The 12,847-nt window shown below is 71.0% G+C and carries 10 protein-coding genes, 2 tRNA genes and 1 pseudogene; 2 read left to right on the top strand and 11 right to left on the bottom strand.

Going from position 1 to position 12,847, the window contains the following annotated elements:
- The 5 genes and pseudogenes from tig to K313_RS0110985 form a co-directional block, all read right to left on the bottom strand.
- Positions 1-1,497: trigger factor (tig, locus tag K313_RS0111005; protein ID WP_029211661.1), on the bottom strand; the 1,497-nt coding region annotated here is incomplete at its 3' end.
- 245 nt (positions 1,498-1,742) lie between these two features.
- Positions 1,743-2,381: a CoA transferase subunit B gene (locus K313_RS0111000; RefSeq protein WP_029211660.1), complete on the bottom strand. Its 639-nt coding sequence runs from the start codon at positions 2,379-2,381 to the stop codon at positions 1,743-1,745.
- Positions 2,382-2,384: 3 nt separating this feature from the next.
- Positions 2,385-3,185 carry a CoA transferase subunit A gene (locus K313_RS0110995; protein WP_029211659.1) on the bottom strand — a complete coding sequence of 267 codons (801 nt, stop codon included), beginning with the start codon at positions 3,183-3,185 and terminating at the stop codon, positions 2,385-2,387.
- Between the two features lie 91 nt (positions 3,186-3,276).
- Positions 3,277-4,484, bottom strand: a pseudogene (gene pcaF, locus K313_RS20870) (3-oxoadipyl-CoA thiolase).
- A gap of 92 nt (positions 4,485-4,576) precedes the next feature.
- Positions 4,577-4,653 (bottom strand) — tRNA-Pro (locus tag K313_RS0110985).
- 137 nt (positions 4,654-4,790) lie between these two features.
- On the opposite strand from K313_RS0110985, the gene K313_RS0110980 reads away from it, so the two are divergent.
- Positions 4,791-4,864: transfer RNA gene (locus K313_RS0110980), tRNA-Gly, on the top strand.
- 105 nt (positions 4,865-4,969) lie between these two features.
- Here the strand turns inward: K313_RS0110980 and K313_RS0110975 are convergent.
- The 3 genes from K313_RS0110975 to K313_RS0110965 all read right to left on the bottom strand — a co-directional run bounded on the left by K313_RS0110975 (position 4,970) and on the right by K313_RS0110965 (position 6,842).
- Complete coding sequence (locus tag K313_RS0110975) at positions 4,970-5,185, bottom strand: hypothetical protein (RefSeq protein ID WP_019287785.1); 216 nt, start codon at positions 5,183-5,185, stop codon at positions 4,970-4,972.
- A gap of 242 nt (positions 5,186-5,427) precedes the next feature.
- Entirely contained in the window at positions 5,428-5,907 is a 480-nt protein-coding gene (locus tag K313_RS0110970; RefSeq protein WP_029211658.1) for a ribose-5-phosphate isomerase, read from the bottom strand.
- A gap of 341 nt (positions 5,908-6,248) precedes the next feature.
- On the bottom strand, positions 6,249-6,842 hold the full coding sequence (locus K313_RS0110965) for a mycothiol-dependent nitroreductase Rv2466c family protein (protein ID WP_034252898.1): 594 nt from the start codon (positions 6,840-6,842) through the stop codon (positions 6,249-6,251).
- 233 nt (positions 6,843-7,075) lie between these two features.
- Between K313_RS0110965 and pepN the strand changes: the two genes are divergently transcribed.
- Entirely contained in the window at positions 7,076-9,655 is a 2,580-nt protein-coding gene (gene pepN, locus K313_RS0110960; RefSeq protein WP_029211656.1) for an aminopeptidase N, read from the top strand.
- A 557-nt stretch (positions 9,656-10,212) separates the two neighbouring features.
- Here pepN and K313_RS0110955 read toward each other — a convergent pair.
- The 3 genes from K313_RS0110955 to K313_RS0110945 are packed head-to-tail and all read right to left on the bottom strand — an operon-like array spanning position 10,213 to position 12,629.
- On the bottom strand, positions 10,213-10,947 hold the full coding sequence (locus tag K313_RS0110955) for an amino acid ABC transporter ATP-binding protein (RefSeq protein WP_034252854.1): 735 nt from the start codon (positions 10,945-10,947) through the stop codon (positions 10,213-10,215).
- Positions 10,947-11,777 (bottom strand): amino acid ABC transporter permease, encoded by an 831-nt coding sequence (locus K313_RS0110950; protein ID WP_029211654.1) that lies wholly within the window; start codon positions 11,775-11,777, stop codon positions 10,947-10,949. The genes K313_RS0110955 and K313_RS0110950 overlap by 1 nt, the downstream gene beginning before the upstream one ends.
- Positions 11,778-11,783: 6 nt before the next feature.
- Positions 11,784-12,629, bottom strand: coding sequence for an ABC transporter substrate-binding protein (locus K313_RS0110945; protein WP_029211653.1), 846 nt, complete (start codon positions 12,627-12,629; stop codon positions 11,784-11,786).
- Positions 12,630-12,847 lie beyond the last annotated feature (218 nt).

Below are 12,847 nucleotides of genomic sequence, written 5' to 3'. Positions count from 1 at the left end.
CTTCTTGGCGGGAGCCTTCTTGGCCGGCTTGGCCTCCTCCTCGGAGCCCTCGGCGGCGGCGTCGGCCGCGGCGGCCGGGTCGGCGTCCTTGGCAGCAGCCTTCTTGGCCGGGGACTTCTTGGCCGGAGCCTTCTTGGCGGAGGCCTTCGAGGCCGGCCTGTCGTCCGAGCCCTCGGTGTCGTCGGAGGAGCCCGAGTCGTCGGAACCCTCATCGCCGTCCTCGACCTCGACGTCCAGGTCGGACAGGTTGACCACGTTGCCGGAGGCGTCCTTGATCGTGATGTCCTCGAGCACCGTGGCGAGAGCCTTGCGGCGAGCCACCTCGCTGACCATGGCGGGCACCTGGCCGTTGGAGTCCATGATCTGGGCGAACTGGTTGGGGTCCATGCCGTACTGCTGGGCCTGCATCACGAGGTACTCGATGAGCTCCTGCTGGCCGACCTGGACCTCGCGCTCCTCGGCGATGGCGTCGAGGAGGAACTGGCCCTTCATGGCCTCGCGGACGTTCTTGGCCACCTCGTCGCGGTGCTCCGCGGTGTCGTGGCCCTCCTCGGAGCCCTCGGCGAAGTGGGACTCCACCTCGGCCTCGACCAGCGACTCGGGCAGCGGAATCTCGATCGTCTCGAGCAGCTGGGCCAGGACCTTGTCGCGGGCCTGGGCGCCCTGCTCGAACTTCTTGGCGCGCTCGGTCTGCGCGGTCACGTCGGCGCGCAACTCGTCCATCGTGTCGAACTCCGACGCCAGCTGGGCGAACTCGTCGTCCAGCTCGGGGAGCTCGCGCTCCTTGACGGACAGGACCGTGATGGAGATCTCGGCGTCCTGGCCGGCGCGGTCGCCACCCGCGAGGGGGGCGGTGAACGTCTTGGTCTCGTCGGCCTTGACGCCGACCAGCTGGTCGTCCATGCCCTCGAGCATGTTGCCGGAGCCGATCTCGTAGGAGACGCCAGAGACCGAGTCGATCTCCTCGCCGTCGATGGAGGCCGACAGGTCGATCGACACGAAGTCGCCGGTCTTGGCGGCGCGGTCGACGCCCACGAGGCTGCCGAATCGCTCCTGCAGCTGCGCCAGGTTGGCGTTGACGTCCTCATCGGTCACCTCGACGTCGTCGACGTCCACGGTGATGCCCGTGAAGTCCGGCATCTCGATCGCGGGGCGGACATCCATCTCGGCGGCGAAGGCCAGCTGCTGACCGTCCTCGAGGGGGATCTCGGTGACGTCGACCTCGGGCTGCGAGAGCGGCTTGAGGCCGGTCTCGTCGATGGCCTGGCCGTAGAACTGCGGGAGCGCCTCGTTGACGGCCTCCTGCAGGACGGCGCCCTTGCCGATGCGCTGGTCGATGATGCGGGCGGGGACCTTGCCGCGACGGAAACCGGGAACCTGCACCTGCTGGCCGATGGTCTTGTACGCCGCGTCGATGCTCGGCTTGAGCTCCTCGAAGGGGACCTCGACGGTCAGCTTGACCCGGGTCGGGCTGAGGTTCTCGACGGCACTCTTCACTGCGGTTGCTCCAAGGTCTGTGCTAGAGGTCTGGGGGCCCTCGTCGGCGCCAGACCGCCACGCCTCGGTGGAGTCTGGGGAGGCGGCCGGCGACATCGACAAGGGGCCTCGGCCGAACCGAGGCTCTCGACATGCTATCGGCTCGCCCCGCCTATCCCTAACGGTCGTCCCGGCTCGGGTCCAGCACGGTCGTGCTGGACCTACGACGGTGGTGCTCGGGCCCGGGCGAGGTCGGGCAGGTTCGGTCAGGCCAGGTCGACCGTGAAGTCGCAGCCGGTCTTGTCGCGGATCTCGTCCTCGGTGACCCCGTCGAACAGCTCGCGCAGGACCAGGCCCTCCGCGGTGACGTCGAAGACGCACAGGTCGGTGATGATCCGCTGGACGACGGCCTTGCCGGTGTAGGGCAGCGTGCACTCCTTCAGGATCTTGTGCGCGCCTCCCTTGGCGGTGTGCTCCATCAGGACGATGACCTTCTTGGCGCCGTGGACCAGGTCCATCGCGCCGCCCATGCCCTTGACCATCTTGCCGGGGATCATCCAGTTGCTGATGTCGCCGTGCTCGGACACCTGCATCGCACCCAGAATCGCGGCGTCGACCTTGCCGGAGCGGATCATCCCGAAGGACGTCGAGGAGTCGAAGTAGCTCGCGCCCTTGCGGACGGTCACCGTCTCCTTGCCCGCGTTGATGAGGTCGGGGTCCTCCGTGCCCTCCACCGGGTAGGCCCCGGTGCCGAGGATGCCGTTCTCGGACTGCAGGACCAGCTCGACGTCGTCCGCCACGTAGTTGGGGACCATCGTCGGCAGGCCGATCCCGAGGTTGACGTAGTCGCCGTCGTGCAGCTCCTGGGCGGCACGCTCGGCCATCTGCTCACGCGTCAGCGCCATGGCTCACGCCTCCTTCTGCTGCTGGTCGGCGGTGGCTGCGGGACGGACCGTGCGGCGCTCGATGCGCTTCTCGGCGGCCTCCTCGGGCGTCAGCGCGACGACGCGCTGGACGTAGATGCCCGGCAGGTGGACCTCGCCCGGGTCGAGCTCGCCGGGCTCGACGAGCTCCTCGACCTCGGCGATCGTCACGCGCCCGGCCATGGCGCACACGGGGTTGAAGTTGCGGGCGGCCTCGCGGAACACGAGGTTGCCGTGCCGGTCGCCGCGCCACGCCCGCACCAGGCCGAAGTCGCAGGAGATGGCCTCCTCCAGGACGAAGGTCTTGGGCTCGCCGTCGACGTCGAAGACCTTGGTCTCCTTGGGCGGCGAGGTCTTGACGACCTTGCCGTCGGCGTCGTGCAGGAGGGGCAGACCGCCCTCGGCGACCTGGGTGCCGGACCCGGTGAGGGTGTAGAAGCCGGCGATGCCGGAGCCCCCGCAGCGGAGCTTCTCGGCGAGCGACCCCTGCGGGGTGAGCTCGACCTCCAGCTCGCCGGTGAGGTACTGCCGCTCGAACTCCTTGTTCTCCCCGACGTAGGACGCCTGGATGCGGCGGATCTTCTTGTCCGCCAGCAGGATCCCCATCCCCCAGTCGTCGACCCCGCAGTTGTTGGAGACCAGCTCGAGGTCCGTGGCCCCCTGCTCGTGCAGGGCCCGGATGAGCACGCTCGGGATGCCGCACAGCCCGAACCCGCCGACCGCCAGCGAGGCTCCGTCGCCGATGTCGGCCACGGCCTCCTCGGCGGAGGACACCACCTTGTCCATGTCTTTCCTTCCTCACTTCGTCGTGACGGATGTCGTGCTGGGTCCGACCACCCTAGCGGCGGCCCCGGAACCCCTCCCGGTCAGGCTCCCGTCAGGGGCGGGAGAGCAGCATGGCGACGCCCTGACCGACGCCGACGCACATGGTGGCGAGGGCGTGGTCGTGCCCGTCGGCGGCCAGCGAGATCGCCGCCGTCAGCGCCAGGCGGGCCCCGCTCATGCCGAGCGGGTGGCCGAGCGCGATGGCCCCACCGTGCGGGTTGACGTGCGCGGCGTCGTCGGGCAGCCCGAGGTCGCGCAGGACCGCCAGGCTCTGGCTGGCGAAGGCCTCGTTGAGCTCGATCACGCCGACGTCGTCCAGCTCGACACCCTTGCGGGACAACAGCTTACGGACGGCCGGGACGGGCCCGTAGCCCATCACCCGGGGGGCCAGGCCCGCAGCGGCGGCGCCGTCGATGCGGGCCAGCGGCTCCAGGGAGAACCTCTCGACAGCCCTCTCGCTGGCGACCAGCAGCGCCGCGGCTCCGTCGTTGACCCCGCTGGCGTTGCCCGCCGTGACGGACCCACCTGGGAACAACGGCCGGAGCCGACCTAGCGTCTCGAGGCTGCCCAGGCGGGGGTGCTCGTCGGTGTCGACGACCACGGGGTCGCCCTTGCGCTGCGGGATCGTGACGGGCGCGATCTCGGTCGCGAGCCGGCCGCTCGCGATGGCGGCGGCCGCGCGCTCCTGCGAGCGCTGGGCGAAGGCGTCCTGGTCCTCGCGGCTGACGCCCCAGTCGTCGGCGACGTTCTGCGCGGTCTCGGGCATGCTGTCCACGCCGTAGCGGTCCCGCATCGCCGGGTCGACGAAGCGCCACCCGATCGTCGTGTCGTGGACCTCGGTGCTGCGGCTGTAGGCGCTCTCGGCCTTGGGCATCACGAACGGCGCCCGGCTCATCGACTCCACCCCGCCGGCCACGTAGAGGTCGCCGTCGCCGGCGAGGATGCCCCGGGCCGCCGCCGCGACCGCGTCCAGGCCGCTCGCGCACAGGCGGTTGACGGTGACCCCGGGCACCTCCTGCGGCAACCCGGCGAGCAGGGCCGCCATACGGGCCACGTTGCGGTTGTCCTCCCCCGCCTGGTTGGCGCAGCCCAGGACCACGTCGTCGACCTGGCCCCACGCCACCGAGGGGTGGCGCTGCACCAGGGTGCGGATCACGTGGGCCGCGAGGTCGTCGGGCCGACCGGGGCGAGCGCTCCGGCATACCTGCCGATCGGGGTGCGCACGCCGTCGACGATGTATGCCGTCCTCGCTGCCGTCATGCCCCTAGCCTGCCACGGCCGAGCGGGCACCGCCGACGGGGGCTCCGAGGATGCGTGAGGGCCCGCCGGAGACGTCCGGCGGGCCCTCGCGGTGGTCGGGCTGACAGGATTTGAACCTGCGACATCGTGCTCCCAAAGCACGCGCGCTACCAAGCTGCGCCACAGCCCGTGAAGTCTCGATCCTACCGGTCCCGGGCAGAGGCTCGGGACGCGCGACCGGCGGGGAGGGGTGTCGGATTTCCCGCGGGCCCGGTCGGCGAACTACCCTGTGCAGTGCTCGCCCTGACGGATCCCGTCGGGCGACCTGCGGGTGTAGCTCAATGGTAGAGCCCTAGTCTTCCAAACTAGCTACGCGAGTTCGATTCTCGTCACCCGCTCCAGCCCGCCCCACCAGGCGGCACGAAGGCCCCGTCACCTCTCCTCGGAGGGCGGCGGGGCCTTCGTCATACGGTCAGCTCGACGGCGGGGGCCGCCGGTGGGAGGCGTCAGAGCCGGCGGCGGTCCAGCATCGTCCAGAAGGCTCCGACCGCAGCGACCAGGCCGACGAGGGACGCGAGCGCGAACGGCGCCATCCCCATGACGATCGCGACGACCGAGGCGAGGGCGAGGAGCACCCCCAGCGCGACCAGGGCCGGGACGACCAGCCAGGTGAGGACGGGGGTCTGCGGGGTGCGGGTGGGGTGACCGGCGTGGACGGCCATGGGGACTTCCTCAGGGACGGGGAGCGAGCGGGCTGCTCGCTCTCCACTAGAACAGACTGCGAGACGCTACGTGTCCGAAACACCCGAACGAGATGCGCCGTTCGCCTGACCTTCACCCGGACGGTCCGGTGCAGGAGGGACAGAACGGACAGGGTCTGGACACGCACCGTCACCAAGCCTGGGAAGTCCCAGCCGTCACACCCGTCACATCCGTCACTCCTGACGTGATGGTTGCGATGCGGTCAGCGTGCGCTCTCGGGCAGCTCGGGCAGCTCCCCCGACGCCTCGTAGCGGTCCAGCATCGCGATGCGGCGGGCGTGGCGCTCGACCCCGGAGAACGGCGTGGCCACGAAGGTGTCCGCGATCGCCAACGACTCCTCCGGCGTGGTGAAGCGGCCGCCGATGGAGCAGACGCGCGCGTCGTTGTGCTCGCGTGCCAGCTCGGCCAGCTCGGGGTTGTAGCAGAGCGCGGCACGCACGCCCTCGACCTTGTTGGCCGCCATCTGCTCGCCGTTGCCGGAGCCGCCGAGCACGAAGCCGAGCGACGTGGGGTCGGCCGCGACGGCCTCGGCGGCGCGCAGGCAGAAGACGGGGTAGTCGTCCTCGGCGTCGTAGACGAAGGGGCCGTGGTCGGTGACCTCGTGGCCCGCGTCGCGCAGGTGGGTGATCAGGGCGGTCTTGGCCTCGAGTGCGGCGTGGTCGGCGCCGATGTGGATGCGCATGGCGGGTCTCCTGCGGGTGCGGGGTGCGGGGTGCGGGGTGCGGGGTGCGGGGTGCGGGGTGCGGGTGCGGGGTGGGGTGGCGTGCGGGGCCGGACTGAGGTGCGGTGGGGTGCGGGCTAGCCGATGGACCTACCGGCGGTGGGTCCATCAGCCTGGCGAACGAAGGCCGGTCGATGCCTCTACCGGCGGTAGGTCCATCAGCCTGGCGAACGAAGGCCGGTCGATGCCTCTACCGGGGGTAGGTGTGTCGACCGGGGGCGAAGGCGGGCGGATGTGCCTACCTCAGGTCGTCACATCCGCCTGGCGTGCGAAGTCGGGCGGATGTGCCTACCTGAGGTAGGTCAGTCGAAGATGGGGCCGACGTCGCGCGTGCGCTTCAGCTCGAAGAAGCCGGGCGTCCCCGCCACGAGCACGCACCCGTCGAAGAGCCGCACCGCGTCCTCGCCCTTGGGCGCCGGCGACACGACCGGCCCGAAGAACGCCACGCCGTCGACGTTGATGATGGGGGTGCCCACCTCGTCGCCGACCAGCGAGATCCCGCGCTCGTGCGAGGCGCGCAGGGCGCGGTCGGTCTCGTCGCTGGCGGTGGGCGCGGCATACGACGCGAGCTCGGCCGGCAGACCGACCTCGGCGAGGGCGTCCTCGACCACGACGTCGAAGTCCTTCTCGCCCTCGAGGTGGATGCGCGTGCCCATCGCGTCGTACAGACGCTTGACGACGTCGTCGCCGTGCTCCCGGGCCGCCGCGATGATCACGCGGACCGGGCCCCACGCGCGGTCCATCAGCGCGCGGTAGTCCTCGGGCAGGTCGCGGCCCTCGTTGAGGACCGCCAGGCTCATCACCGACCAGGTCACGGTGATGCCCTTGGCTCGCTCGACCTCCATGAGCCACCGGGAGGTCATCCAGGCCCAGGGGCACGCGGGGTCGAAGAACATCTCGACGGACGGGGAGCCGCTCTGGGGAGCCTGCGGCTGGGTGGTCTGCGGCTGGGTGGTCTGCTTCGTCTCGCTCACCCCGCCATCCTGCCAGCACCCGCCCCGCCCGCGCGGCACCGTATGACGACCTCGCCGCGATCCGCAGGGACGGCGTGCGGGATACCTGCAAGGATGGAGCGGCCATCCGCTCCCCCGTGCTCCGGGGCGCTCCAGCACCACCGAAAGGCCCCACCGTGCCAGGCACCAACCTCACGCGCGACGAGGCGCGTGACCGGTCCCAGCTCGTGAGCGACGTGACCTATGACGTCCAGCTCGACCTGACGACCGGTCCCACGACCTTCAGCACCACCACCACGGCACGGTTCGGCGCCGCGGAGGAGGGGGCGAGCACGTTCATCGACTTCATCGGCACCTCGGTCGAGGAGATCGTCCTCAACGGCGAGTCCCTGGACCCCGCGACCCACGTCGCCGACGCGCGGATCACGTTGCCCCGCCTGCAGGCTCGCAACGAGCTGGCCGTCCGCGCGACGGGGACGTACATGAACACCGGCGAGGGTCTGCACCGGTTCGTCGACCCGGCCGACGGCGAGGTCTACCTCTACACGCAGTTCGAGGTCCCCGACTCCCGGCGGATGTTCGTCGTCTTCGAGCAGCCCGACATCAAGGCCGAGTTCACGTTCACCGTGACGGCGCCCGCGCACTGGCAGGTCATCAGCTGCTCCCCCACCCCCGAGCCCACGCCGGCCCCGCGTGCGGACGGCGCCGCCGGCTCCACGCCGGCCGCGACCTGGGCCTTCGAGGCGACCCCGCGCATCTCGTCATACATCACTGCCTTGATCGCCGGGCCGTATGACGTCGTCCGCGACACCGTCTCGACGCGCGCCGGCGAGATCCCGCTGGGGATCTTCAGCCGGCGGTCCCTCACGCCGCACGTCGACCACGCCAACCTGTTCGACTGCACCAAGCGGGGATTCGCGTTCTTCGAGGAGGAGTTCGACCAGCCGTTCCCGTTCCCCAAGTACGACCAGATCTTCACGCCGGAGTACAACATGGGCGCGATGGAGAACGTCGGGGCGGTGACCTTCCACGAGATGTACGTCTTCCGCGCCAAGGTCTCCGACGGCCTCGTCGAGCGCCGGGCCCTCACGATCCTGCACGAGCTGGCGCACATGTGGTTCGGCAACCTCGTCACCATGACCTGGTGGGACGACCTGTGGCTCAACGAGTCCTTCGCCGAGTGGGCGTCGACGACGGCGCAGGCCGAGGCGACCCAGTGGGAGTCCGCGTGGACGACCTTCGGGACGGCGGAGAAGGCCTGGGCCTACCGCCAGGACCAGCTCTCCTCGACGCACCCGATCGCCGCCGACATCCGCGACCTGCACGACGTCGAGACCAACTTCGACGGGATCACCTATGCCAAGGGCGCGTCCGTGCTCAAGCAGCTCGTGGCCTACGTCGGGCGCGACGCCTTCCGCGACGGGATCCGTGCGTACTTCGCCAAGCACGCGTGGGGCAACACCACGATCGGCGACCTGATGACCGAGCTCGAGGCCACGTCCGGGCGCGACCTCGGTCGCTGGCAGGAGCTGTGGCTCGAGCAGGCCGGCGTCAACACGCTGACGCCGGACCTCACGCTCGGCTCGGACGGCGACGGGGTGATCGAGGCCGCGGCGATCGTGCAGACCGCCCCCGAGGACTTCCCCGTGCTGCGGCCGCACCGCCTGGCGGTGGGGTGCTACGAGCTGCAGGGAGACTCGCTGGTCCGCGTCGCGCGCCACGAGGTCGACGTCGACGGGGAGCGCACCGACCTGCCGTTCCTCGTCGGCCGGCCGATGCCCGACCTGCTGCTGGTCAACGACGACGACCTCGCCTACGCCAAGCTGCGGCTCGACGAGCGGTCCCTGGCCACCGTGATCGAGCACCCGCGGGCGTTCACCGAGTCGCTGCCCCGCTCCCTCGCCCTCGCGACGGCCTGGGACATGACGCGCGACGCGCAGATGCGGGCGCGGGACTACATCACCCTGGCGCTGCGGGCCGTCGACGGCGAGACGGACGCCACGCTGCTGCGCGTGCTCCTCGCCCAGGTCTCCACCGCGCTGGCGGCATACGTCGCTCCCGACCACCGCGGCAGCGCCCGGGAGACGGTGGGGGCCGAGCTGCGGCGCCTGGTCGAGACGGCCGCGCCCGGCAGCGACGCCCAGCTGCAGCTGGTGTCGGCGCTCGCCGCGATCTCGCGGCGCCCCGCGGACCTCGACCTGATCGAGGGCCTGTATGCCGGACGCCTCTCCCTGGACGGTCTCGCCGTCGACACGGACATGCGCTGGACCCTGCTGACCGCGCTCGCTTCTGCGGGACGCGTGGGTCGGGCCGAGGTCGAGGCCGAGCTCGAGCGGGACCGGACCGCGTCGGGGCAGGAGCACGCCGCGGTGGCCGTGGCCGCGCTCCCGACCGCGGAGGCCAAGGCGCAGGCCTGGCGCCGTGGCGTCGAGGACGCGTCGGAGTCCAACACGATCGTGGGCGCGACCGGGCAGGGCTTCGGCCGGGTCCACGACGTGACGCTGCTGCAGCCCTATGTCGAGCGGTACTTCACGATGCTGCGCGGCATGTGGGAGCGGCACTCGTTCGCGCTGGCCGAGGTGGTGGCGGGCGCGTTCTACCCGATGCCACTGGCGGACCGGTCGCTGCTGGACGCCACGGAGGCCTGGCTCGCCGCCAACACCGACGCGCCGTCCGGGCTCGTGCGGGCCGTGGCGGAGCACCGCGACACGGTGGCGCGGGCGCTGCGGGTGCAGGCGCGCGACACCACTGCCTGACCTACCGGCGGTAGAGGCATCGACCGGCCCTCGTTCCCCAGGCTGATGCCTCTACCCCCGGCGGGTCTTGCCGCCGGGGGTGATGGGAGCCGGGTGGCCTACGTGGTGGTCTGATCCAGCTCGCCGAGGCGGCTGGGTTCTTCACAGGATCCTGTATGCCGAGCCCCACGCCATCCGCGCGCCCGGCGTGCACAACTGCTGCACATTGCGGGTCCTGGATGGCGAATTCCGTTGTGCCGCAACGACGGGTCATCCGGCGCCGCCCCCATGTGCAGCAGTTGTGCACCGACCCCGCCGCCTCGAGCACCCCCGCACGTGCCGACGCGGCGGAGGCGGGCCGCCAGCGTCTACGAGTGGCGGCGAGATCCCCCGACGCGAACGAGGGGCGATGGCCGGCGAGGTGCGGCGGCCGAGCCGTGCAGCGGGCCGCACGGCATACAGGCTCGGGGAACAGCGGCAGGTGAGCCACAGGATCCGCCTGCCTTGGTCACGTCGACCGACCTTGGTCACATCGGCCTGGCGTGCGAAGCCGGGCGAATGTGACTACCTGAGGTAGGTCAGAGGACGCGGGAGAGGAAGCGTTGCAGGCGCTCGCTGGCCGGACGCTCGAAGATCACGTCCGGAGCCGCGTGCTCGGCCACGACGCCCTCGTCCATGAACGCCACCTGGTCGGCCGCCTCGCGCGCGAACCCCATCTCGTGGGTCACCACCAGCATCGTCAGGCCGGACTCGCCGAGGTCGCGCATGATCGCCAGCACGCCCTTGACCAGCTCGGGGTCGAGCGCGGACGTCGCCTCGTCGAAAAGCATGATCCGCGGGTCCATCGCCAGCGCCCGGGCGATCGCCACGCGCTGCTGCTGCCCGCCGGAGAGGGACGACGGACGGACGTCCGCCTTGTGCGCGAGCCCCACCGACTCCAGGTGCGTCAGCGCCCGGGACCGTGCCTCGTCGCGGGACAGGCCGAGCAGCTTGCGGGGCCCGAGCGCGACGTTGTCGGCGACGGTCTTGTGCGGGAACAGGTTGAAGTGCTGGAACACCATGCCGACGTGCCGGCGCAGCTGGTCCGGGTCGTCGCGCAGGATGCTGCGCCCGTCGAGGAGGACGTCGCCCTGGTCGGGCTCGAGCAGTCGGTTGACCACGCGCAGCAGCGTCGACTTGCCGGACCCGGAGGGCCCGATGACGCAGGTCGTGCTGCCGGCAGGGACCTCGAGGTCGACGCCGCGCAGCACGCGGTTGCGGCCGAAGGCCAGGTGCACGTCGCGCAGCTCGACGGACAGCGGTGCGGCGGTCATCAGTGTGCCTCCTGGGTCAGGGCGAGTGCGCCGTCGTCGGGGGCGTCCGGCGCGGCGGAGCCGCCAGCGCGTGGACCGCCAGAGCCGTCGGTGCCGTCGGAGCCCTCTGGGTGTTCCCCGTCCGAGCGCCGACCGTGGCGCAGCCGGTGGTCGATGGCGTTGACGGCGTGCGTGAGCGGCACCGTGATCACGAGGTAGAACAGCCCGGCGAGCAGCAGCGCGGACTGGTTGCCGGTGTTGGCGGCATAGTCCTGCCCGATCCGGAACAGCTCGCGCTGGCTGGCCAGCAGCCCGAGGAAGTAGACCAGCGAGGACTCCTTGATCAACGAGATGAACTGGTTGACCAGGGCGGGGAGCACGCGGCGGACACCGAGGGGTATGACGACCAGCCGCATCGCGGCGTTGTGGCTGAAGCCGAGGGCCCGCGAGGCCTCCATCTGCCCGGCCTCGACGCTCTGGATGCCGGAGCGGAAGATCTCGCCGATGTAGGCGGACGCGATCAGCGACAGGGCGAGGATCCCGAGCGGGTACGGGTTGTTGCCCCAGATCTGCAGGCCGACGGGGGCCAGGCCGACGCCGATGAGCAGAATGGTGACGGCGGCAGGCAGCCCGCGGAAGACGTCGGTCCAGACGCGTGCCGGCCACCGCAGCCAGCGGTGCCGGGACAGGCCGGCGACCGCGAGCGCCATACCGAGGATCGTCCCGATGATGGCGGACACGACCGCGAGGAGCAGCGTGTTGGGCAGGCCGACCGTGATCAGGTCAGGCAGCGCCTCGCGCATCGCGTCGAGGTCGAAGAAGGTCTCCCTGAGGGTCTCGAGGACGTCCACCCCGGGTCACCGCGTGATCTTGACGGCGCCGCTGCCCGGCGTGAAGTCAGCGGGGGTCTTGCGGCCCGGGTAGTACTGGTCGACGAGCTTCTGCCAGGTCCCGTCCTTGACGACCTCGTCCAGGCCCTTGTCGAGCGCGTCCTTGAGCTTGGTCTTGTCCTGGGCGACGGCGTAGGCCATCGGGGTGGGGCTCAGCTCCTTGGCGGCGAGCAGCACCTTGCCGCCGGACTCGCCCGCGAGCTTCTCGCCGATCTCGGCAGGGCTGACCCAGGCGTCGACGGTGCCGGCCTTGAGCTGGTTCATCGCGCCGTTGTAGTCGGGGACGCGCACGGGGTCGAGCTTCTTGCCGGTGGCGTAGTCGTCCTGGACCGTGCCCTGGACCACGACCACGCGCTTGCCCGTCAGCTGGTCGAAGCTCTTGAGGGTGGACCCGGCGGGGACGTTGAGGCCGATGTAGCCGAAGTCGTAGCCGTTGGTGAAGGCGACGGTCTGCTTGCGCTTCTCGGTGATGGTGACCGAGGACGAGCCGACGTCATACTTGCCGGACTTGACCTGCGAGAGCAGGCCGGAGAAGTCGGTGCCCGCGAACTCGACCGTGAGGCCCTGCTTGGCGGCGACGGCCTTGAGCAGATCGTTGTCGAAGCCCGTGAACTGGCCGTCCTTGAGGAAGACGTTGGGCGGCGCGTCGGTCAGCGTGCCGACGTGCAGGACGCCGGGGCGCTGCAGGCCCAGGGGGTTGTCCGCGGCCTGCTCCGAGCCGGAGCCGGAACCGCACGCGGACACCGCCAGCATCATCGCCGCGCCGGTGGCGGCGAGGGCGGTGCGACGGGTGATCCAGGGCGTGCGAGACATGGTTGTCCTCCGGGGCGGGGCGCGATCGGCGCCGGCATGGGTGGGAGGCCCGCCCGACGGTGGGCGGACCAAAGGGAACCTTATGCAGAGGCAAACGTCAGGTAATCCGAGCGTCCACGTCTCGGACGCCCGTCCAGGCAGGCAGGTGAGGCGCCAGGGCAGCCGGCCTTCGTCACACCCGCCTGGGGAACGGAGGCCGGTCGATGCCTCTACCGGGG

It is taken from the genome of Arsenicicoccus bolidensis DSM 15745 (assembly GCF_000426385.1).
GTDB classification, from domain to species: Bacteria; Actinomycetota; Actinomycetes; order Actinomycetales; family Dermatophilaceae; genus Arsenicicoccus; species Arsenicicoccus bolidensis.
The sequence above is the reverse complement of the archived record's forward strand: the minus strand, read 5'-3'. Positions and strand labels throughout refer to the sequence as shown.

What these genes read in the sequence shown, in the direction of transcription:
- K313_RS0111000 (WP_029211660.1), bottom strand. Translation starts at nt 2,381, where the DNA reads ATGGCGCTGACGCGTGAGCAGATGGCCGAGCGTGCCGCCCAGGAGCTG.
- K313_RS0110995 (WP_029211659.1), bottom strand. Translation starts at nt 3,185, where the DNA reads ATGGACAAGGTGGTGTCCTCCGCCGAGGAGGCCGTGGCCGACATCGGC.
- K313_RS0110975 (WP_019287785.1), bottom strand. Translation starts at nt 5,185, where the DNA reads ATGGCCGTCCACGCCGGTCACCCCACCCGCACCCCGCAGACCCCCGTC.
- K313_RS0110970 (WP_029211658.1), bottom strand. Translation starts at nt 5,907, where the DNA reads ATGCGCATCCACATCGGCGCCGACCACGCCGCACTCGAGGCCAAGACC.
- K313_RS0110965 (WP_034252898.1), bottom strand. Translation starts at nt 6,842, where the DNA reads ATGTTCTTCGACCCCGCGTGCCCCTGGGCCTGGATGACCTCCCGGTGG.
- K313_RS0110955 (WP_034252854.1), bottom strand. Translation starts at nt 10,947, where the DNA reads ATGACCGCCGCACCGCTGTCCGTCGAGCTGCGCGACGTGCACCTGGCC.
- K313_RS0110945 (WP_029211653.1), bottom strand. Translation starts at nt 12,629, where the DNA reads ATGTCTCGCACGCCCTGGATCACCCGTCGCACCGCCCTCGCCGCCACC.